Source organism: Acidimicrobiales bacterium, from assembly GCA_040219515.1.
Lineage (GTDB): Bacteria > Actinomycetota > Acidimicrobiia > Acidimicrobiales > Aldehydirespiratoraceae > JAJRXC01.
In genome coordinates, this window is sequence record JAVJSI010000004.1 from 128,203 (window position 1) to 148,958 (window position 20,756).

21 protein-coding genes are annotated in these 20,756 nt (G+C 68.6%); 20 read left to right on the forward strand and 1 reads right to left on the reverse strand.

The features are described 5' to 3' along the window. The first annotated feature begins 3 nt into the window (after positions 1–3). The 4 genes from RIB98_01710 (at position 4) to aspS (ending at position 5,910) form a co-directional block, all read left to right on the forward strand. Complete coding sequence (locus RIB98_01710) at positions 4–537, forward strand: adenine phosphoribosyltransferase (protein MEQ8839671.1); 534 nt, start codon at positions 4–6, stop codon at positions 535–537. Further along, positions 537–2,783 carry a bifunctional (p)ppGpp synthetase/guanosine-3',5'-bis(diphosphate) 3'-pyrophosphohydrolase gene (locus RIB98_01715; protein MEQ8839672.1) on the forward strand — a complete coding sequence of 749 codons (2,247 nt, stop codon included), beginning with the start codon at positions 537–539 and terminating at the stop codon, positions 2,781–2,783. The genes RIB98_01710 and RIB98_01715 overlap by 1 nt, the downstream gene beginning before the upstream one ends. Positions 2,784–2,849: 66 nt before the next feature. Continuing rightward, complete coding sequence (gene hisS, locus RIB98_01720; GenBank protein ID MEQ8839673.1) at positions 2,850–4,139, forward strand: histidine--tRNA ligase; 1,290 nt, start codon at positions 2,850–2,852, stop codon at positions 4,137–4,139. A gap of 13 nt (positions 4,140–4,152) precedes the next feature. After that, entirely contained in the window at positions 4,153–5,910 is a 1,758-nt protein-coding gene (gene aspS / locus RIB98_01725) for an aspartate--tRNA ligase (GenBank protein MEQ8839674.1), read from the forward strand. A gap of 3 nt (positions 5,911–5,913) precedes the next feature. Here the strand turns inward: aspS and RIB98_01730 are convergent, their stop codons facing one another. After that, positions 5,914–6,531, reverse strand: coding sequence for a hypothetical protein (locus RIB98_01730; GenBank protein ID MEQ8839675.1), 618 nt, complete (start codon positions 6,529–6,531; stop codon positions 5,914–5,916). A 56-nt stretch (positions 6,532–6,587) separates the two neighbouring features. Here RIB98_01730 and RIB98_01735 point away from each other — a divergent pair, with 56 nt between their 5' ends. From RIB98_01735 to RIB98_01810, 16 genes are all read left to right on the forward strand, one after another. After that, positions 6,588–7,880 (forward strand): replication-associated recombination protein A, encoded by a 1,293-nt coding sequence (locus RIB98_01735; GenBank protein MEQ8839676.1) that lies wholly within the window; start codon positions 6,588–6,590, stop codon positions 7,878–7,880. Positions 7,881–7,921: 41 nt separating this feature from the next. Beyond that, positions 7,922–8,317, forward strand: coding sequence for a hypothetical protein (locus tag RIB98_01740; protein MEQ8839677.1), 396 nt, complete (start codon positions 7,922–7,924; stop codon positions 8,315–8,317). Continuing rightward, positions 8,314–8,619 (forward strand): hypothetical protein, encoded by a 306-nt coding sequence (locus RIB98_01745; protein ID MEQ8839678.1) that lies wholly within the window; start codon positions 8,314–8,316, stop codon positions 8,617–8,619. Before RIB98_01740 ends, RIB98_01745 begins: the two co-directional genes overlap by 4 nt. A gap of 64 nt (positions 8,620–8,683) precedes the next feature. Beyond that, positions 8,684–11,248, forward strand: coding sequence for an alanine--tRNA ligase (gene alaS / locus RIB98_01750; GenBank protein ID MEQ8839679.1), 2,565 nt, complete (start codon positions 8,684–8,686; stop codon positions 11,246–11,248). A gap of 1 nt (position 11,249) precedes the next feature. Beyond that, on the forward strand, positions 11,250–11,672 hold the full coding sequence (gene ruvX / locus RIB98_01755) for a Holliday junction resolvase RuvX (protein ID MEQ8839680.1): 423 nt from the start codon (positions 11,250–11,252) through the stop codon (positions 11,670–11,672). Further along, the gene (gene mltG / locus RIB98_01760; GenBank protein MEQ8839681.1) at positions 11,665–13,176 is read left to right on the forward strand and encodes an endolytic transglycosylase MltG; all 1,512 of its coding nucleotides are present in this window, start codon (positions 11,665–11,667) and stop codon (positions 13,174–13,176) included. The genes ruvX and mltG overlap by 8 nt, the downstream gene beginning before the upstream one ends. Then, a complete protein-coding gene (aroE, locus tag RIB98_01765) occupies positions 13,173–13,997 on the forward strand; it encodes a shikimate dehydrogenase (protein ID MEQ8839682.1) in 825 nt (274 codons plus the stop codon). Before mltG ends, aroE begins: the two co-directional genes overlap by 4 nt. Positions 13,998–14,059: 62 nt before the next feature. After that, positions 14,060–15,196: a DUF4388 domain-containing protein gene (locus RIB98_01770; protein MEQ8839683.1), complete on the forward strand. Its 1,137-nt coding sequence runs from the start codon at positions 14,060–14,062 to the stop codon at positions 15,194–15,196. A gap of 26 nt (positions 15,197–15,222) precedes the next feature. Then, complete coding sequence (locus tag RIB98_01775; GenBank protein ID MEQ8839684.1) at positions 15,223–16,059, forward strand: prepilin peptidase; 837 nt, start codon at positions 15,223–15,225, stop codon at positions 16,057–16,059. Positions 16,060–16,127: 68 nt separating this feature from the next. Beyond that, entirely contained in the window at positions 16,128–16,646 is a 519-nt protein-coding gene (locus RIB98_01780; protein ID MEQ8839685.1) for a shikimate kinase, read from the forward strand. Then, positions 16,643–17,647 (forward strand): 3-dehydroquinate synthase family protein, encoded by a 1,005-nt coding sequence (locus RIB98_01785; GenBank protein MEQ8839686.1) that lies wholly within the window; start codon positions 16,643–16,645, stop codon positions 17,645–17,647. The genes RIB98_01780 and RIB98_01785 overlap by 4 nt, the downstream gene beginning before the upstream one ends. After that, positions 17,644–18,084: a type II 3-dehydroquinate dehydratase gene (locus RIB98_01790; GenBank protein ID MEQ8839687.1), complete on the forward strand. Its 441-nt coding sequence runs from the start codon at positions 17,644–17,646 to the stop codon at positions 18,082–18,084. Before RIB98_01785 ends, RIB98_01790 begins: the two co-directional genes overlap by 4 nt. Beyond that, complete coding sequence (locus RIB98_01795; GenBank protein ID MEQ8839688.1) at positions 18,081–19,184, forward strand: Xaa-Pro peptidase family protein; 1,104 nt, start codon at positions 18,081–18,083, stop codon at positions 19,182–19,184. The genes RIB98_01790 and RIB98_01795 overlap by 4 nt, the downstream gene beginning before the upstream one ends. Before the next feature lie 42 nt (positions 19,185–19,226). After that, positions 19,227–19,790 (forward strand): elongation factor P, encoded by a 564-nt coding sequence (efp, locus tag RIB98_01800; GenBank protein ID MEQ8839689.1) that lies wholly within the window; start codon positions 19,227–19,229, stop codon positions 19,788–19,790. Continuing rightward, positions 19,787–20,206 carry a transcription antitermination factor NusB gene (gene nusB, locus RIB98_01805; GenBank protein ID MEQ8839690.1) on the forward strand — a complete coding sequence of 140 codons (420 nt, stop codon included), beginning with the start codon at positions 19,787–19,789 and terminating at the stop codon, positions 20,204–20,206. The genes efp and nusB overlap by 4 nt, the downstream gene beginning before the upstream one ends. Continuing rightward, entirely contained in the window at positions 20,203–20,739 is a 537-nt protein-coding gene (locus RIB98_01810) for a GNAT family N-acetyltransferase (GenBank protein MEQ8839691.1), read from the forward strand. The genes nusB and RIB98_01810 overlap by 4 nt, the downstream gene beginning before the upstream one ends. Positions 20,740–20,756: the final 17 nt, after the last annotated feature.

Consider the following 20,756-nt stretch of genomic DNA (forward strand, 5'->3'; position numbering starts at 1 on the left):
GGCATGCCCGCTGTTGGTCTGATCGAAGGACTGATCCGAGACATCCCCGACTTCCCGGAGCCGGGCGTGGTCTACAAGGACATCACGCCGCTGCTGGGCGACCCGGTCGGGTTCGACGCCGCGCTGCACGCCATGTCGTCGCCATGGTCCGCAACCGAGGTCGATCTCGTGGTCGGGATCGAGGCCCGCGGATTCCTCTTCGGCGTCCCGGTCGCTCGCCAGCTCGGCGTCGGGTTCGTGCCGGTTCGCAAGCCGGGCAAGCTCCCGTTCACGACGTCATCGCTCGACTACGGCCTCGAGTACGGCGCCGACACCGTCGAGATGCACACCGACGCGATCGCCCCGGGACAGCGTGTGGTCATCATCGACGACGTGCTGGCCACGGGCGGCACCGCGGCGGCGGCGGCCGAGTTGGTGAACCGACAGGCGGGGATCCTGGTGGGGTTCGGGTTCCTCCTCGAGCTCGAGTTCCTTCATGGCCGGGGGAAACTGGGCGATACGAGCATCGAGAGTCTGATCAAGGTCGGAGGCGACTGATGGCAACCGTCACGCGGGTCCTGCCCTGGCGTCGAGGACCCAACCGGTCGACGTCGGCTGAGATCGCCGGCCTGCTGGCCGCATTCGAACAGCACCATCCCAAGGCCGACACGTCGCTCATCGAGCGGGCCTTCGAGCTCGCGGCGAGGGCCCACGAGGGTCAGTACCGCAAGTCGGGCGAGCCCTACATCCGCCACCCGGTTGCGGTGGCGACCATCGTCGCCCGGCAGGGGATCGACGACATCACCATCGCCGGTGCGCTTCTGCACGACGCGGTCGAGGACACCTCGGTCGGGTTGGCCCAGCTCGAGAAGGAGTTCGGTCCCGAGGTCGCCAAGATCGTCGACGGCGTGACGAAGCTCGAACGGGTCAAGTACGACACCAAGGAGCTGCAGCAGGCCGCCACGATGCGCAAGATGATCGTGGCGATCGCGTCCGACATGCGGGTGTTGATCATCAAGCTCGCCGACCGTCTGCACAACCTGAGCACGATCGCTGCGTTGCCCGCCTTCAAACAGGAGCGATCGGCCCGCGAGACGCTCGATGTGTATGCACCGCTGGCCCACCGGCTCGGCATGCAGGAGATGAAGTGGCAGCTCGAGGATCTGTCCTTCGCCGCACTGCATCCCCGCCGCTATGCCGAGATCGACCAGATGATCCAGCAGCGGGCCCCCGAGCGCGATCTCTACCTGGCCCAGGTGCTCGGTGACGTGCAGGCCCGGCTGGCCGAGCTCGGCATCGTGGCCCAGATCGACGGTCGTCCGAAACACCTCTGGTCGGTCTACGAGAAGATGGTCGTGAAGGGCCGCGGATTCGACGAGATCTTCGACCTCGTCGGCATCCGTGTCATCGTCGATTCCGTCCGTGAGTGCTACGGCGCCCTCGGTTCGATCCACGCGACGTGGCGTCCGGTCCAGGGCCGCTTCAAGGACTACATCGCGATGCCCAAGTTCAACCTCTACCAGTCGTTGCACACGACGGTGGTGGGGCCGCAGGGCAAGTCGATCGAGGTGCAGATCCGCACCCGCGAGATGCATCAGCGGGCCGAGTTCGGCGTGGCTGCGCACTCCGACTACAAGGACGGCGAAGCAGGCAGCGAGATGGCCTGGCTCAACCGCATCGTCGAATGGCAACAGGAGACCTCCGACCCGTCGGAGTTCATGAACAACCTGAAGTTCGATCTCGACCAGGACGAGGTCTACGTCTTCACGCCCAAGGGAAAGGTGGTCGAGCTCCCGGTCGGCGCCACCCCGGTCGATTTCGCCTACACGATCCACACCGACGTCGGGCACTCCTGCATCGGCTCGAAGGTCAACGGCCGGCTGGTGCCGCTCAACAGCCGGCTCGAATCGGGCGACAGCGTCGAGATCTTCACCTCGAAGGTCGAGGGCGCAGGGCCCAGCCGGGACTGGTTGAAGTTCGTCGCCAGCCGGCGAGCGGCAAACAAGATCAAGCAGTGGTACACCCGTGAACGTCGCGAGGACGCGATCGAGCACGGGCGAGACGAGGTGCTCGCGGCACTGCGCCGGGCCGGCTTGCCCGCGCAGCGCATCGTCAAGGAGCCGGTGTTTCTGCTCGTCGGCGAGCAGCTCAACTACACCGACGAAGAATCGTTGTTCGCCGCCGTCGGAGAAGGCCATGTCGCGGGGTCGACGATCGCGGAGCGCGTCACGAAGGAACTGCGGGGCGAGGACCTCTCGGCCGACGAGGAGCAGGCTCGGTTGCCGGCCAACGTCAGCCGGCGTCTCGGCACGAAGCGGCGGGCCACCGGATCGGCCGGAGTCCACGTCGAAGGCCTCGACGACATCATGATCCGCATCTCGCGGTGCTGTTCGCCGGTGCCGCCCGACGAGATCATCGGTTTCGTCACCCGTGGACGCGGCGTGTCGGTCCACCGGGCCGACTGTCTCAACGCCACGACCCTTCAGGAGGGTCAGCCCGACCGGCTCATCGAGGTCGAGTGGGACGCTGACCACGATGGCCGCTTCGCGACCACGATCGAACTCCAGGCCCTCGACCGCAACCTCTTGCTCGTCGACGTCGCCAAGGTGCTGTCCGACCACGGGCTCAACGTCATCAGCGTGGCCACCGAAACCGGCGACGATGCCGTCGCCAAGATGCAGTTCGAGTTCGAACTCGCCGATGTGAGCCAGCTCGACTCGGTGCTCTCACGGCTCCTGGCCGTCGAAGCGGTCTACGACGCCTACCGGCTCGTCCCCGGTGGCGGAGCATCCGACACCGACTGACGCCGGATCCAACTCTCCCCGAATCCTCCACGGGGTCGGGAAGTGCCACCGGTAGTCTGAGCGGCTGTGGCTGAGCCGACATTCCGTGCCCCGAAAGGCACCCGCGACATCCTCCCGCCCGAGTCGGGTCGCCGGCGGGCGCTCGTCGACCGGTTCGCGTCGGCCGCAGGTCTCGGCGGATTCGGTGAGGTCGTCTCGCCGATCTTCGAGGACCTCGGAGTCTTCAAGCGCATCGGCGAGTCCACCGACGTCGTCACCAAGGAGATGTTCGACTTCCTGGACAAGGGCGACCCGCCGCAACACCTGGCCCTGCGCCCCGAGCTGACCGCCTCGATCTGTCGGGCCTACGCCGAACACCGGCCGGTGCCGCCGTGGAAGGTCTGGTACGAGGGCCCGCAGTTCCGCTACGAGCAGCCCCAGGCCGGGCGCTACCGCCAGTTCACCCAGGTCGGGGTCGAGGTGCTCGGCGCCGACGACCCCCAGGCGGACGTCGACGTCATCGCGCTGGCCTCACGCTTCTTCGCCTCGCTCGGGCTGCGCGATGTCGAGCTGTCGGTCAACAGCCTCGGCGATGCGACCTGTCGCCCGGCGTATCTCGCGGCGCTCACGACGTATCTGACCGAACGTCGCGACGAACTCTCGCCGCAGTCGCAGGTCACCCTCGAGCGCAACCCACTCCGGGTGCTCGACTCGAAGCGCCCGGAGGACCAGGCGATCATCGACGCCGCGCCGGTGATGGTCGACTTCCTCACCGACGAGACGGCCGAGCACTTCGCCGCGGTTCGTGCCGGACTCGATGCCCTCGGCATCGGCTACACGATCTCGGCCCGGCTCGTTCGCGGTCTCGACTACTACACCCGCACGACGTTCGAGTTCGCAGCGACCGCACTCGAGACCGCCCAGAACGCGGTCGGTGGCGGCGGCCGCTACGACGGTCTCGTCGAGGATCTCGGGGGGCCGGCCACGCCGGGTATCGGCTTCGCACTCGGCGTCGACCGTATTCTCCTGGCCTGCGATGCCGAAGGCGTGTTCCCCGCGCCGGAACCGACGGTGACGGTGTTCGTGGTCGACGTGACCGGTGGGGGCCACGCCCTCGACGTGTGCGAGCGCCTTCGCCAGGGCGGCGTCGGCGCCGACCGGGCCTACGGCGGGCGGTCGATGAAGGCGCAGATGAAGGTCGCCGACCGCTCTGGAGCGCCGTTCGCCGCGATCATCGGCGACGACGAGGTCGCGGCAGGAGAAGTGACGCTCCGCGACCTGCGGGGAGATACCGGTCAACGCCGTGTCGCGCTCGACGATCTCCTCGACGACATCCGAATGCTCGGGGCGCTGCCCCGCCACCACGAACAAACCTGAAACAGGAATCACGATGGATCTGACCACCTCCCAACGAACCGACATGTGCGGCACCCTCACCGCCGCCGACGTCGGACGCACCGTCACCGTCTGCGGGTGGGTCGACAAGCGTCGTGAACACGGCGAACACCTCGCCTTCATCGACCTCCGTGACCACACCGGTGTCGTGCAGTGCGTGGTCAACCGCTCACACGACCTCCGCAGCGAGTACGTGGCGTCGATGACCGGCGAGGTGCGGCTGCGGCCCGACGACACCGCCAACACCGACCTCGCCACCGGCGAGATCGAGATCGAGATCACCGAGATCACCATTCTCGCCGAGTCCGAACCGCCGCCGTTCCCGCTCGACGAGCGCACCGACGTCGACGAGACCATCCGCCTCCGCCACCGCTACGTCGATCTTCGCAAGGACCGGATGCAGCGCAACCTGCGCACCCGGGCCGCGGTCAACAGCGCGCTGCGCCGTGGCATGGAAGAACAGGGTTTCGTCGAGATCGAGACCCCGATGCTGATCGCCTCCACCCCCGAGGGCGCCCGCGACTTCGTCGTGCCCTCGCGCAAGGAGCCGGGCTCGTTCTACGCCCTGCCGCAGAGCCCGCAGCTGTTCAAGCAGCTCTGCATGGTGGGCGGCATCGATCGCTACTACCAGATCGCCCGCTGCCTGCGTGACGAGGACCTTCGGGCCGATCGCCAGTTCGAGTTCATGCAACTCGACGCCGAGATGAGCTTCGTCGACCAGGAGGACGTGTTCGCCGTCATCTCCCACGCGGTCGCCGAGGCCACCGAGGCAGTGACCGGCGAGCGCCCGACGGAGTTTCCCCGTATCACCTGGCTCGATGCGCAGGAGCGTTACGGCTCCGACAAGCCCGACGTGCGCTTCGGAATGGAACTCGTCGAGCTCACCCCGATCTTCGAGGGCACCGAGGCGCGCGTCTTCCAGGCCCCGTGCGTGAAGGGCATCCGCATGGAAGGCGGCGTCGAGGCACTCAGCCGCAACCAGATCGACGGTCTGGTGGAGACCTGTCAGCGCTGGGGGGCCAAGGGTCTGGCCTGGATGAAGGTCATCGAGGGCGAGAACGGCCCGGCCCTCGATGCCGGCGTCGCCAAGTTCCTCTCGGCCGACGAGGCCGGCCAGGTCATCGCCGCGCTCGACGCCGTGCCCGGCGACATGGTCTTCCTGGTGGCCGACGAGCGCCGGCTCGTCCGCCACGTGCTCGGCCTGCTCCGGCTCGAGTTGGGCCGGCCGCCCGTCAACGAGGGCGGACTCCAGTTCCTCTGGGTCGTCGACTTCCCGCTGTTCGAAGCGCTGGGCGACGGTGGCAAGCCGATTCCCGCCCATCATCCGTTCACGATGCCGCATGCCGACGACGTGCATCTGCTGGACGAGGGCGGAGAGGCGCTCCTCGACGTCCGTTCGCAGGCCTACGACCTCGTGCTCAACGGCATCGAGCTCGGGTCGGGCAGCATCCGAATCCACCGGACCGACGTGCAGACCCGCATCTTCGAGCTGCTGGGCATCGGCGAGGAGGAGGCCCGGGCGAAGTTCGGGTTCCTGCTCGACGCGTTCCGCTTCGGTGCGCCGCCTCACGGGGGGTTCGCCTTCGGCACCGATCGTCTGACGATGCTGCTCGTCGGCGAGAGCAACATCCGCGAGGTCATCGCGTTCCCGAAGACCCAGTCGGGCGCCGATCCACTGACCAACGCCCCTTCACCGATCGACGACACCCATCTCGACGATCTCGGCCTGCGGGTGCTGCCACCCGCCACCTGAGCATCAGCTCAGCGTCAACTCCACGACGAGAGCGTCCGCCGGCGCGCTCGGGTGGTGCTCCCGCAGCACCTCCGAGGAGGTGAGCTCGGCGCTCGTCAGCCGGGCCCGGATCAGATCAGGACCTCGTTCGGCGTGGATCGTCCGCTCGTCGACCGGGCGGATCTGAAAACCCAACCGTTCGAATTCGTCGGCCAGTGCCGCACCGACCGTTGCGGCCGGATGGCCCTGGGTGAAGAAGGCGACGTCTCGGGGGTCGAGCGGGCCGGTGCCCATGAGCGGCGCCAGGTCGCACGGCATGGCGATGCCTTCGACCGCCTCGGCCAGAGTGCGTGATCGAGGACGATCGGGGTCGACCGGTGTCATCACCGAGCCCGGTGCCGATGACGGTGCCGACGGCTCGCGTGTCGATGACGGTGCATCGGGCCGGGAGGACGCCGAAGAGGGTGCGATCAGCGAGGGCACGGGGAGGTGGCTCGTGGGCGGCGGCGGAAACTCGAGCGGTTCGACGACCTTCTCGTCGTCCATCGGGCGCCAGCTTCCACCGGTGACCCGCCGGCGCACGAGGATGAAGCACGAGGCGAAGAACCACGGCCAGAAGATGAAAGGGATGATGTCTCTCACACTGTCCGTATCGGCATCTGCTCGCCCGCCCTGAGCGCTGGCGTAGGGTCGGCCGCGTGAGTGACGACCTGTTCAGTGCCGCCGCGCAGTCGCGATTGGAAGGACGGTCACCGCTCGCGGCTCGACTCCGGCCCCGTGACGTCGACGATGTCGTGGGGCAACGGCACCTGCTCGCTCCCGGCAAGCCGCTGCGGGCGTTGATCGACAACGACCGGCTGTCGTCGGTGATCTTCTGGGGACCGCCCGGCACCGGGAAGACCAGTCTCGCCCGGCTCGTCGCCACCACGACCGACAAGGTCTTCGAGGAGCTCTCGGCCGTCACCGCGTCGGTGAAGGACGTGCGCGAGGTGATCGCCAAGGCCCGGCAACGGCTGGGCGAGCGCGGTCAGGGGACGATCCTCTTCCTCGACGAGGTGCATCGCTTCAACAAGGCGCAGCAGGACACCCTGCTCCCGGCGGTGGAGGAGGGGCTCATCATCCTCATCGGCGCGACCACCGAGAATCCGCATTTCGAGGTGAACCCGCCACTCATGTCCCGCTCGACCCTCTTTCGCCTCCACGCGTTGGGTGAGGACGACATCGCCGAGCTGATCCGCCGAGGTCTCGAGATCGAGGGCGCCACCGCCGACGACGACGCCGTCGCCCATCTCGCAGCCCGTAGCGGCGGTGACGGTCGCCATGCGCTGACCGGGACCGAGGTGGCGGTGGCGCTGGCCTCCGAGCGGGGTCGTCCACTCCACGTCACGCTGCCCGATGCCGAGGGGGCGGTCGACGCGAAGGCCGTCCGCTACGGACGAGACGGGCACTACGACGTGATCTCCGCCTTCATCAAGAGCATCCGGGGGAGCGACCCCGATGCCGGGCTCTACTGGCTCGCCCGCATGCTCGAGGCGGGCGAGGATGCCCGTTTCATCGCCCGCCGCCTGGTGATCCTCGCGTCGGAGGACGTGGGCATGGCCGACCCCCAGTCGCTGCTCGTGGCCAACGCCGCCGCGCAGGCGGTGGAGTTCGTCGGGCTCCCCGAGGCGCAGCTCAACCTCGCGCAGGCCGTCGTCCATCTCGCGACGGCGCCGAAGTCCAACCGGGTGACCGAGGGCATCTTCGCCGCACTCGAAGCCGCCCGTTCGGCGGGCACCGGGGAGGTGCCACCGCATCTGCGCGACGCGCACTACAAGGGCGCGTCGAGCCTCGGCCACGGAAAGGGCTACCGGCTCCCACACCACGATCCGCAGGGATGGGTGGACCAGCAGTACCTGCCCGACGAGCTCGCGGGGTCGGTCTTCTACCGCCCGACCGACCACGGCCACGAGGGCGAGATCAGCGAGCACTGGCCGGGCCGTGACGGCTGACCATCCCCCCGTGGAGGCGAGGGGCCGGGTTCACTGGGGGCATGTCCGCCGCCGACCTCGCCGCCGTGATCGTCTCGATCGTCTGTCTCGCCGTCGTTGTCGTGATGGTGCTGGCGGTGCAGGCCCTGGTGCGAACGCTGCGGGAGTTGCGCTCGACGGTCGACGACCTGCGGGGCGCCACCCTGCCGATGGTGCACGATCTCCATTCCACGGTCACGAAGGCCGGCGACGAGCTCGAGCGTGTCGATGCGGTGCTCGACAAGGCCGAGCGGATCTCGACCACCGCCGACGTGGCGTCGCGTCTCGCCTACAAGGCCGTCGCACCGCCGCTGATCAAGACCGCGTCCTTCGTTGCCGGGGCCGGACGGGCGACGTGGCGGCTCCGAGGTGGTGGCCCGCGTCGGCGGGCGATCGACGTCGGGGGTCGATCCCGATGAAGCGCATCTTCTGGTCCGGCGTCGGCTACGCGGCCGGCCTGAGCAGCTCGATCTACGTCCAGCGGCGCGTGCGTCGGGCCGTCGAGCACTACACCCCCGAGCAGGTGCGCCACGACGTCTCGATCAAGGGTCGTCAGGTGGCCGAGAAGGCTCGCGAGGTCGTCATCGACCTCCGCGATGCGGCAGTCGAGGGCGCCGAGGCGATGCGTGATCGCGAGAACGAGCTCCGTCGGGAGTTCGCCCCCGAGCCGCCACGTCGGGGCAACCCCCACCAGCATCGGCCCAGCCGACTCCGTCGCTGACCCGTTGCCGGTCGCGGTATTCGGCGGACTTGGGCTGGGACCGCGGCGGTAGACTGCCCATTTCATGAGGGCCAACGAAGTACGCAAAGCGTTCACCGACTTCTTCGTCGAGCGCGGTCACTCGCCGCAGCCGTCGGCGAGCCTGATTCCCCACGACCCGACGCTGCTCTTCACGGTTGCGGGAATGGTGCCGTTCAAGACCTACTTCACCGGCGAAGAGGCCGCTCCCTACGATCGGGCTGTCACGATCCAGAAGTGCGTGAGGGCGGGCGGCAAGCACAACGACCTCGACGAGATCGGCCGCACGAAGCGCCATCTCACGTTCTTCGAGATGATGGGCAACTTCAGCTTCGGCGACTACTTCAAGTCCGACGCGTGCAAGTGGGCCTGGGAGTTCGTCACCGTCACGTTGGGCCTCGACCCCGAACGCCTCTGGGTCACCGTGCACCTCAGCGACGACGAGGCGGCGACGATCTGGGAGCACGAGGTCGGCGTGCCGGCCGAGCGCATTCAGCGCCTCGACGAGGACAACTACTGGAAGATGGGCGACACCGGCCCGTGCGGTCCCTGCTCGGAGATCTTCTGGGACAAGGGCCCCGAGTTCGGCGCCGACGGCGGTCCCGAACACGGCGACGAGGATCGCTTCATCGAGATCTGGAATCTCGTCTTCATGCAGTTCGACCAGGGCGCCGACGGCACGAAGACGCCGCTGCCGAAGCCGTCGATCGACACCGGCATGGGGCTCGAGCGCACCGTCTCGGTGCTCCAGGGCGTCGACTCCGTGTGGGACACCGACGAACTCAGCGCCCTGCAGCAGGCGGCTGCGGAGCTGACCGGGCTCGATCCGGCCACTGCAGAGTTCGATTCGCTCGTCTCGCTCAGGATTCTCGCTGACCACGCCCGCAGCACATCCATGCTGGTCAGCGACGGTGTCTTCCCCTCCAACGAGGCCCGCGGCTACGTGCTGCGGCGCATCCTTCGTCGCGCCGTCCGCCACGCCTACCTGCTCGGGGTCGAGACCCCCGTCATGGGTGGCATGGTCGACGCGGTCGTCGAGCTCATGGGCGGGGACTACCCCGATCTCGTCGAGAACCATTCGTTCATCCGCGACGTCATCGATCGCGAAGAGGTGCGCTTCCGCGAGACCCTCCGCACCGGCCAGGCGATCCTCGACGAGGAACTCGGCGCATTGGCCGAGGGCGCGACGCTCTCCGGCGACACGGCGTTCCTGCTGCACGACACCTACGGCTTCCCCCTCGAGGTCACCCAGGAGATCACCGCCGAGCGGGGCGTCGAGGTCGACGTCGACGCGTTCCGCCAGGCCATGGCCGATCAGCAGAAGCGGGCCAAGGACGCCCGCAAGGTGGCGGCGGTCGGCGACACCGGCAGCCTCGTCTCGATCGTCGAGGCCAACGGCGAGACCGTGTTCACCGGCCGCGACGAGGCCCAGACCGATGCGGTCGTGCTCGTGAACGACGGGGCGGTGCTGGTGCTCGACCGCACCCCGTTCTACGCCGAGTCGGGCGGGCAGATCGGCGACGTCGGCACGATCCGCACCGAGAGCGGTGAAGCCACCGTGACCGACACCCGCTACGGCGTGCCCGGACTCGTCGTGCACGAGATCGGTGAGATGCGCGGAGAGATCAGTGTCGGCCAGCACGCCACGGCCATCATCGACAACGAGCGTCGGGCCGCGATCCGCCGCAACCACACGGCCACCCACCTCCTTCACTGGGCGCTGCACAAGGTGGTCGGCGACCACGTCAAACAGCAGGGTTCGTGGGTGGGCCCCGACCGGCTCCGCTTCGACTTCAGCCACTACGAGGCGGTCACCCCTGCGCAGATCGCCGAAGTCGAGGACCTGGTCAATGGCGAGGTCCTCAGCAACCCGTCGTGTCGCCACTTCGAGACCACGATGGACGAAGCCCAGAAGCTGGGCGCCATCGCCTTCTTCGGCGACAAGTACGGTGACATCGTCCGCGTGCTCGAAGCGGGCCCCAACTCCACCGAGCTCTGCGGTGGCACCCACGTGCGGGCCCTGGGCGACATCGGGGCGTTCCGGGTGGTTTCCGAGGGTTCGATCGGCAGCAACATCCGCCGCATCGAGGCGGTCACGGGAATGGCCACGATCGAGCTGATGCGGGGCGTCGACGCCACGGCGTCGGCGGCCGCGAAGGCGCTCAGCGTGCAGCCCGACGAGTTGACTGACGGTGTCGAGCGGCTCCAGGCCGAGGCCAAGAGCCTGCGCAAGGAACTCGACCGGTTGAAGCAGCAGCTGGCGGTGGGTCAGGCGCCGGCGCTCGCCGCCAAGGCGGTCGACGGCGTGGTCGTCGACCGGGTCGACGGGCTCGACCGCAACGGTCTGCGCGACCTGGCGGTCTCCATCCGCGATCAGGAATCCATCCATGCGGTCGTGCTCGGGGCCGAGCTCGACGGCGGGGGAGTGGCGCTCGTCGCCGCGGTCACGCCCGACAGCCCGCACAAGGCCGGCGCGCTCATCGACGACGCGAAGAGAACGGTCGGCGGCGGCGGCAAGTCGGCCGACGACCTGGCCGTCGCCGGCGGCAAGGACGCCTCGGCGCTCGACGCCGCGCTCGATCAGGCCCGCGCCGCGGCCGGCATCGGTTGACGTGCGAGCCCTGGGGCTCGACCTGGGCAGCAAGCGCATCGGCGTGGCGATCAGCGACTCCGACGGTGCGCTGGCCATGCCGATCGAGGTGTTGCAACGCTCCGGCGACCGTCAGCGGGAGCACCGCGAGATCGCCGCGCTGGTCGAGGAGTGGGAGGCCGAGATCGTCGTCGTCGGCCTGCCCTACAACATGGACGGATCAGTCGGCCCCCAGGCCAAGAAGTACCTCGCCGAAACAAAGGTGCTGGGCGACACCCTTGACGTGCCAGTTGTTCCCTACGATGAACGGCTGACAACCGTCAGCGCGGAGCGATCCCTCATGGAACAGCAGATGAAGGCAGACGCTCGCCGCCGAGTCGTCGACAAGGTCGCCGCCGCAGTGATGCTGCAGGCATGGCTCGACGGAGGCATGCCCCGTGACTGACCCGCAGAAGCCCAAACGAAACTTCGCGGCCTTCCTCACCGGTCAGACCGACGACGAGATCCCCGAAGAAGCGAAGGCGCCGGCGGAAACCCCGCGCGCCACCAGCCTGCCGTTCATCCCCGCCGACGAACCGAAACGTCCGGCCACCCGGGTCGCCCGTCCGGCCCAGGCCGCGCCCCGCACCCCGCCGCCGATGGCGGTCGGTCCCGATGGCGAGGAAGTGCCGATCGTGGCGCTTCCCGACTACGCGGCCCCACCGGGAGCCGTCGTCTCCGCCGGGTTCGACGCCAACGGGGTCGAGTACGTGTTCGAGGACGACCCCGATGGCACGCCGCTCGTCGACCCGCGCTACGACGCCGACGATCGCAACTGGGTTCGCTACCGCACCAGCTGGGGCGGCTTCCTGCGGATCATCGGCCTCGTCGCACTGGTGTTGGTGCTGGTGGTCGCGGCCCGGAGCCGCGTCTACAGCTGGATCGACGACCAGATCGATGCCGGCGGCGATCACGGCGACGAGGTCCCGTTCACCATCGAACAGGGGGCGGCCGTCAACGACGTCGCCACCAAGCTCGCCGATGCCGGCATCATCAACAACGCCACGGTGTTCCGCTACTGGCTGCGCTGTGACGTGCCCAACGGCGGCGAGATCACCATCACCGGTTTCCTGTCGTGCGACACCGAGGTCCAGTTCCAGGCGGGCGACTACGAGATGCTCGAGAACATGACCTACCAGGAGGTGATCGACACCTTGGCCGAGGGTCCCTACGTCCCCGAGATCTTCACGGTCAGGGTGCCCGAGGGCCTCACGGTGGCGCAGACGATCGAGCAGCTGCTCGAGGAGAACGATCTCTACGATCGCGAAGAGCTGCTCGATGCGCTGCGCGACCCGGAACTGTTCTCCACCTACCTCCCCGAGGGCGCGTCGTTCTTCCCCCACGAAGGACTCCTGTTCCCCGCCTTCTACGACGTGCCCGAACAGGACATCACCAACGAACGCCAGATCATCGGCCGGATGACCTCCGAGTTCGATCGACGGTTCGATGCGCTCCTCGCTGATGGCGGTCTGCCACCCGAGGCCGAAGAACTCGGTCTCGACGCCTACGACATGGTGATCATCGCCTCGCTGATCGAGGAGGAAGCCAAGATTCCCGAGGATCGGGCCAAGATCAGCCGGGTCATCTGGAACCGCCTCCTCATCGACGAGCCGCTGGGCATCGACGCCGCGGTCTGCTACGGCGCCGGCATCTCGTGCCAGGACATCACCCAGGCCGATCTCGACAACACCGACAACCGCTGGAACACACGGCGGCTGCCCGGCTTGCCCCCCACGCCGATCGCCGCGCCGGGCGAGGCGAGCCTGGAAGCGGCGCTCAACCCCGAACCCGGCGACTGGCTCTTCTACGTGCTCACCGACGAGGACGGGTCCCACTCGTTCGCCGTGACGAACGCCGAACACGAGGCCAATGTGGCGATCTGTGTGGAGAAGGATCTCGGCTGCGGATGATCAGCGGCCACACGACTGTCGCCGCCGTCATCGGTGATCCGGTCCACCACTCGCTCTCGCCGGCCATCCACAACGCCGCCTTCGCGGCCACGGGCCTCGACTGGGTCTACATCGCCCTTCCGGTGGCTGATGGCAAGGGTGCCGCTGCCGTCGACGCCATGCGTGCGCTCGGTCTCGGTGGCCTCTCGGTCACGATGCCCCACAAGGACGTGGTCGCCGTCGCGGCCGACGAGCGCTCCGATGCGGTGGTGGCCCTCGGCGCGGCGAACTGTCTGGTCGCGCTCGGCGACGGCCGCGTGCGGGCCGAGAACACCGACGGCGCGGGCTTCCTCGCCGGGCTCCGCGATGACGCCGACCTCGACGTCGACGGCCGCAGGGTGCTGGTCCTCGGCGCCGGTGGCGCAGCCCGGGCCGTGATCCATTCGTGCGCGCAAGCGGGGGCGGCCGAGGTCGTCGTCGTCAACCGCAACGCCGACCGGGCCGCCATCGCGGCCGGTCTCGCCGGGCCGGTCGGGCGCGTCGGCGACGCAGCCGACATCGGTGGCGCCGATCTCGTCGTCAACGCCACCTCGGTGGGCATGGGCGACGATCGTGCACTGCCGTGCGACCCCGGTCTCCTCCACCCCGGGCAGACCGTGGTCGACCTCGTCTACGACCCGATCGAGACGGCCTGGCTCGCCTCGGCCCGTGCCGCCGGCATCGATGCCCACAACGGTGTGTCGATGCTGATTCACCAGGCGGCGGTGGCGTTCACACTCTGGACCGGTGTCGAGGCCCCGATTCCGGCCATGCGGGCCGTCGTCGAGAACAAATTCTCGTAGTCCTTACTTCCCCCGTTGCCCGTGCCGATGGTCAGGGTGTTCGCACGACTTCGGAGGTCACCGTGGCGCTTTCGGGCACACTCGACACCTTTGCCCTACCCGACGTACTTCGCCTGCTCGCGTCCACCGCGAAGACGGGCCGACTCCGCATCACGGGTGACCGCGGTTCGGGAAGCGTCTGGGTCGACTCGGGGGAGGTCGTGGCGACCGAGCTCGCGTCCGCCGTCACACAGTCACCCAGCAACGCGGAGGTGATCTTCGGCCTGCTGCGGTTCTCGGCGGGCTCGTTCACCTTCGAGGCCGATGCGAAGGCCGCCAACGCCGGCGCGCCGGAGTCGCTCGAGCCCGTGCTCGGCGCGGCCGAGAACATGCTCGTCGAATGGCGATCGATCGAAGAGGTCATCCCGTCGCTCGACGTGTGGGTGGCTCTGCGACCCGTGCTCGAAGGTCCCGACGTCATGGTCGACCAGCACCGCTGGAAGGGCATCGCCGCCATCGGATCCGGTTCGCAGGTGGGCGCCGTGGCCGAGTCCCTTCAGCTGAACGAGATCGATTCCTGCCGCCTGGTCAAGGAGTTGCTCGAGCTCGGTCTCGCGGACTTCATCGACGAACCCGCCGGCTTGCCGGCCCCGACCTCGTTCGAGCCCGAACCGGTCGAAGAGGTTCCTTTCGAGGATCACGCCGAGTCGCCGGTGTTCGAGGACGCCACCCCCGGCGAGCCCGAAGCGCTGCTGCACGAACTCGACGCCATGGACGACTCGCCCGACTTCTCGGCCGACGACTTCGGCGGCGACGACGGCGAGGATGTCGATGACACGGACGATCTCCACGAGATCGAGCCGAGCCTCGCGGCGTTGACGTCGAGCGACGATGTCATCGATCCGCTGCTGTCGGCCGGCGACCCGCTCGAGGGCCTGTCCTCGATCGCTGCGTCGGACAACGGCGTCAGCCACGATGAGATCAGCGCCGACATCTTCGCCGGTGCGCCGGCGCCGGTCGACGGCGACGACGAGCTCGATCCCGCCGAGATGGCCCGCCAGCTAGCCAACCTGAGCCCCAAGGCCGCCAAGGCCGTCGCCGCGGCGGCGAGGGCGACCACCGAGGCCGAACGCGACGCCGCCCTGGCGGCCGTCGAGGCCGAGGACGACAGCGTCAATCGCGGGCTTCTCCTGAAGTTCCTGGGTTCCGTCGACGGGTGAGTTCGGGGCCCTAGGGTCCGCTCTTCATGGACCTCCTGGTCATTCTCCTCGCCATCCCTCTCGGGTTGGTCGTCGGCGGCTTCGTGACGATGCTGGTCGACCGTGTACCCGACCGGACCCCGCTGTCCATGGGGTCGCGGTGCCCGTTCTGCGAGCACCACCTCGGCGTCGCCGAGGTCGTGCCCGTCGTGTCGTGGTTCGTGCGCAAGGGCCGTTGCCGTCACTGCGGTGATCGGATCACTCCGGCCTATCCCGCAGTCGAGCTCGCGACGATGGGCCTGTGGGTTGCCGCCGCCGCTCACTACGGGTGGCACTGGACGCTCCTGCCGCCGCTCGTCCTGGTCACCGCCGCCGTTGCGCTGTCCGTCATCGACCTCTACACGTTCCGGCTGCCCAATCGCCTGGTCTTCGGTTCCACGGTGCTCTCGCTGGTGGCGATCATGGGCGCCGCGTTCGGGCTCGACCGACCGACGGCCATCGGCAAGGCGCTGGCGGGAATGCTCCTCTACAGCGGGATCCTCTTCGTTCTGCACCTCATCTCGCCCCGCAGCCTGGCGTTCGGGGACGTGAAGTTCGCGCTCCTGCTCGGCCTGCATCTCGGCTGGGCGGCCGGTTCGGTCTGGGTCGGGTGGACGCCGGTGTTCCAGCTGGTGTTCTACGTGATCCTCGGATCGTTCCTGATGTTCGGTGTGATCGGTCTGCTGGTCGCCGTCATCGGGCAGCGTCTGCAACGCGACCTGTTACCCGATCCCGATGCCGAGGGCTCGGCACCGACCCGCGTGTCGGCCAAGGCGTTGCCGTTCGGGCCGGCGATGGCGGTGGCCACGGTGGCCGTGGTGTTCTTCGCCGACAGCTTCGTCTGACGCCGTCGAGGCGCAGGACCGCGAAACCCATCCCGGCCCGGTGGCGACACGCCGGTAGCCTGCTCAGCGTGTCGCCGTGCGCCGTCGTTCTGGTGGGCCCCATGGGCTCGGGGAAGTCGACGGTCGGTCGCGCCCTTGCCCGTCGACTCCACACGACGCATGTCGACACCGACACGCTCGTCGAGCAGTCGGCGGGACGCCCGATCGCCGACATCTTCGAGACCGACGGAGAGGCGCGGTTCCGAGAACTCGAGGCGATGGTGCTCGATACGGCACTCGCGTCACCGGGGGTCGTGTCCACCGGCGGGGGCATCGTGGTCAGCGAGGCCAATCGCACCCGATTGCGGGCGTCGTCCGCACTGGTGGTCTGGCTCGACGGCAGCGTCGATGCCCTGGCCCGACGGGTGGGATCGGGTCGAGATCGCCCACTGCTGACGGGCGACGTTCGTCGCTCGCTCCAGGAGAGGATCACCGAGCGCGAGCCCGGATACCTCGCCGTGGCCGATCTACGGATCGACACCACCGACATGCGCCGGACCGACTGCGTCGACGCCATCGTCGCAGCTCTGGAGGAGGTTTCGGCATGACCATCACCATCGATGTCCGACTCGAAGACCGCAGTTACCCCGTCCACGTCGGCGCCGGCGTGCGCGAGATGCTGCCCGAGGTGATCCCGGCCGGGGCGAAACGGGTGGCCGTCATCACCCAGGAGGACATCCCCTGGGGAGTCGACCCGGGCATCGACCACGAGGTCGTCAACGTGCCCGACGGTGAGCAAGCGAAGTCGCTGACCGTCGTCGAGGAGATCTGTCGGCGGATGGCGGCCGCCGGGCTCACCCGGGGTGACGCGATCGTCGGTGTCGGCGGTGGCGTGGTCACCGATCTGGCCGGCTTCGCGGCGGCCGTGTACCACCGGGGCATTCGCTTCGTCAGCGTGTCCACCACGCTGCTCGGTCAGGTCGACGCGGCCATCGGTGGCAAGACGGGCGTCAACCTTCCCGAAGGCAAGAACCTGGTCGGCGCGTTCTGGCAACCCTCGGCGGTGCTGTGCGACACCGACACGCTCAAGACGCTCCCGCCACGCGAGTTCCGGAGCGGCGTCGGCGAGGTCGCCAAGTACCACTTCCTCGGTGGCGGGCGACTCGACGAACTCGACCTCGAGGCCCGCGTGGCGGCCTGTGTGCAGATCAAGGCCGACGTGGTCGCCGCCGACGAACGCGAGGGCGGACGCCGGGCGATCCTCAACTACGGCCACACACTGGCTCACGCCATCGAGACCGCCGGCGACTACGACCTCCGCCACGGCGAAGCGGTCGCCGTCGGCATTGCCTACGCCGGCGAGGTCGCCCTGCGCCTCGGCCGTATCGACGAGGCCCGGATGGCCGAGCACCGTCGCGTGCTCTCGGCCTACGACCTTCCCCACACGTTGCCCCCCCAACTCGACCCGGCCGAGCTGCTCGATCTGTTCAGCCGCGACAAGAAGGCCGTCGACGGCATCACCCTGGTGCTCGACGGCGCGAACGGCGTCGAATCGGTGGTGGGTGTCGATCGAGCCGTCCTCGCCGACGCCATGGAGGCCATCCGATGAGCCGACCCGAGATCCTGCTCCTGCACGGTCCCAACCTGAACCTGCTCGGCACCCGCGAGCCGCAGATCTACGGCACCGCCACGCTCGACGATCATGTCGACACGGCGACGACCGTCGCCGATGCCCGGGGATTCGGTCTCGTCGCGCTCCAGTCGAACCACGAGGGGGTGCTGATCGACGCGATCCATGCGGCCAGAGGTGTCAATCCGGGCATCGTGATCAATCCCGGTGCGTTCACCCACTCGTCGTGGGCGATCCACGACGCGCTGGCCGCCTTCGACGGCCCGATCATCGAGCTCCACCTCTCCAACCCCGACGCCCGCGAACCGTGGCGCCGCACGTCGGTCGTGAGCCCGGTCGCCACCGGGTCGATCTCCGGCTTCGGCGGCGACGGCTACCGGCTCGCCATCGACGCCATGGCCGCCCTGTTGTCATGAGCGGCGACCTCCTGCCGCTCCGGGTCGACGGGCGGCTCGATCAGATCCGCTCGGCGATCGCGACGGCCGGCGCCGATGCCCTCGTCGTCACCAATCTCACCAACGTGCGCTGGTGCACCGGCTTCACCGGTTCGGCCGGGGTGCTCCTGGTCACGTCCACCGACGCTGCGCTGATCACCGACTCGCGCTACGCCACACAGGCGCCGGCCCAGATCGCCGACGGCGGCGCCGCCGTCGAGGTCCGCATCAGCGCCGACACCGTCGCCGAGGGGCGCGCGTTCCTCGACACCGCCCATGGCCCCGGCATCGCGGTCGCGCTGGAGGCCGACCACGTGACCTGGGCCGACCATCAGCGTTGGGAGGGTGCACTCGACGCCGAGCTCGTCGCCACCCACGGCCTGATCACCGAGCTGCGCAGCGTCAAGACCGAGGCTGAGCTGGCCCGTATGGCGCGTGCGGCAGCGATCACCGACGACGCCCTCGTCGACGCGATCCCGTTGCTGGTCGCCGGCACCACCGAGCGCGAGGTCGCGCTCGCGCTCGAGGACGGCATGCGGGCGCGTGGCGCCACCGGTCCGGCCTACGAGACCATCGTGGCCGGCGGACCCAACGCGGCGCTGCCCCACGCCCGTCCGAGCGACCGGCCGTTCGCGCCGGGTGACCTGGTCGTGATCGACGCGGGTTCGCTGGTCGATGGCTATCGCAGTGACATGACGCGCACGTTCGTGATCGGCGATGCCGACGAGACGGCCCGCACCATCCACGATCTCGTCACCCGGGCCCAGGCCGCAGGAGTCGAGGCGGTCCGGGCCGGCGTCGTGGTCGGCGACATCGACCGGGCGTGCCGCGATCTCATCACCGCCGAGGGCTACGGGCCCGAATTCGCTCACGGCACGGGTCATGGCGTGGGGCTCGACATCCACGAACTTCCCTCGGTCCGTGGCACCAACACCGATAGCCTCCAGCCCGGCCAGGTCATCACCGTCGAGCCCGGGATCTATCTTCCCGGCGTGGGCGGTGTCCGGGTCGAAGACATGGTCGTCGTCACCGACGACGGCTGCCGTCCGCTGACCCGCTCGCCCAAGATCTCACTCTCATGAAGATCACGTCGTAACCAGTCGCTGAAGCAACCAGGAGTTCCCGTGCCCACCATCACCACCAACGACCTGAAGAACGGCATGACGCTCGAACTCGACGACGGCCTGTTCCAGATCGTCGACTTCCAGCACGTGAAGCCGGGCAAGGGTCACGCCTTCGTGCGCACCAGCCTGCGCAACGTGCGGGCAGGCGGCACCGTCGAGCGCACTTTCCGGGCCGGAGAGAAGGTCGAGCGGGCCACCATCGACAAGCGCGAGATGAATTTCCTCTACAAGGACGGCGACGACTTCGTCTTCATGGACAACGAGACGTACGACCAGATCAACGTCTCGCCCAACGCCCTGGGCGATACCGGCAACTACATCGTCGACGGTTCCACCGCAGTGCTGCTCATGTTCGGCAGCGAGATCGTGGGCACCGACATCGCCGCATCGGTCGAGTTGACGATCGCGGAGACCGAGCCCGGACTCCAGGGCGATCGTTCCTCCGGGGGCACCAAGCCGGCCACGCTCGAGACCGGGCTCGTCGTCCAGGTGCCGTTGTTCATCGAGCCCGGCGAGCGGGTCAAGATCGACACGCGCTCGGGCGAATACCTCAGCCGGGCGTGAGCGCCTCCGTTCCCGGCCTCGGCGGCCGGCGCGAGGCACGAGAGGAAGCGCTGTCGTTCCTCTACCAGACCGAAGTCACCGGCGATGCCGTGGCCGAGGCCCTCGCGGCCCGCGAGATACCGCTCGAGGCGTACGCCGTCGAGATCATCGAAGGTGTCGACGCAACCCGAGTGGATCTCGACGAGGTCATCGGACGGAATCTCACCCGGTGGAGCATCCATCGCATGCCGGTCATCGATCGGGTCATCGCCCGCGTGGCCACATGGGAGCTGCAGTCGCGAGCCGATGTGCCAACCGCCGCGGTGCTGAGCGAGGCCGTCGAATTGGCCACGCAGTACTGCGGCGAGGACTCACCCCGATTCCTGAACGGCGTGCTGCGCTCGGTGGCGAACGAGCTGCGGCCCGACGAAGAGTGACCACCGAACCGATCGTGATCGAGGTCCCCGATCTCGCAACCGACCGGTTCGTCCTGCGGCCCTGGCGCGCGGCCGACGCGGAATCGCTCACGGCCGCATGGCACGACGTGCGGATCGCCGCCGGTTCCACACCGCCACCCGACCGGTCGGTCGCTGCTGCGGCGCACTGGATCGCCGGCTGGGAGGTGCGTCGCCTCGCCGGACTCGCGTTCGACCTGGTGATCGCCGACCCGATCGACGATGGGGTGATGGGTGAGGTCGGGTTCGGGCACTTCGACACGACTCGTTGCGCCGCGACGATCGGCTGGTGGCTCCACGAGGATCGCCGAGGTCGAGGCATCGCGTCCGATGCCGTCACTCTTGTGGCCGACTGGGTTCTGGCCGGTCCGCTCGAGCACCTGCTCGCCGAGATCTCCGTGGACAATCCGGCCTCCGAGGCCGTCGCCCGAGCCGCCGGTTTCACCCCGCTCGCCACCGGCGTCTGGCACCGCCCCCGCCATCCCGGCCCCGACCGATCCCGTTCTGGTCCGTGACGGACCGTGGCTACGGG

Bases quoted from the DNA above. Each gene is read 5' to 3' on its own strand.
- RIB98_01745 (MEQ8839678.1), top strand. From the start codon at position 8,314: ATGAAGCGCATCTTCTGGTCCGGCGTCGGCTACGCGGCCGGCCTGAGC.
- RIB98_01785 (MEQ8839686.1), top strand. From the start codon at position 16,643: ATGACCATCACCATCGATGTCCGACTCGAAGACCGCAGTTACCCCGTC.
- aspS (MEQ8839674.1), top strand. From the start codon at position 4,153: ATGGATCTGACCACCTCCCAACGAACCGACATGTGCGGCACCCTCACC.
- RIB98_01740 (MEQ8839677.1), top strand. From the start codon at position 7,922: ATGTCCGCCGCCGACCTCGCCGCCGTGATCGTCTCGATCGTCTGTCTC.
- RIB98_01715 (MEQ8839672.1), top strand. From the start codon at position 537: ATGGCAACCGTCACGCGGGTCCTGCCCTGGCGTCGAGGACCCAACCGG.
- RIB98_01790 (MEQ8839687.1), top strand. From the start codon at position 17,644: ATGAGCCGACCCGAGATCCTGCTCCTGCACGGTCCCAACCTGAACCTG.
- alaS (MEQ8839679.1), top strand. From the start codon at position 8,684: ATGAGGGCCAACGAAGTACGCAAAGCGTTCACCGACTTCTTCGTCGAG.
- RIB98_01795 (MEQ8839688.1), top strand. From the start codon at position 18,081: ATGAGCGGCGACCTCCTGCCGCTCCGGGTCGACGGGCGGCTCGATCAG.
- aroE (MEQ8839682.1), top strand. From the start codon at position 13,173: ATGATCAGCGGCCACACGACTGTCGCCGCCGTCATCGGTGATCCGGTC.
- RIB98_01710 (MEQ8839671.1), top strand. From the start codon at position 4: ATGCCCGCTGTTGGTCTGATCGAAGGACTGATCCGAGACATCCCCGAC.
- RIB98_01775 (MEQ8839684.1), top strand. From the start codon at position 15,223: ATGGACCTCCTGGTCATTCTCCTCGCCATCCCTCTCGGGTTGGTCGTC.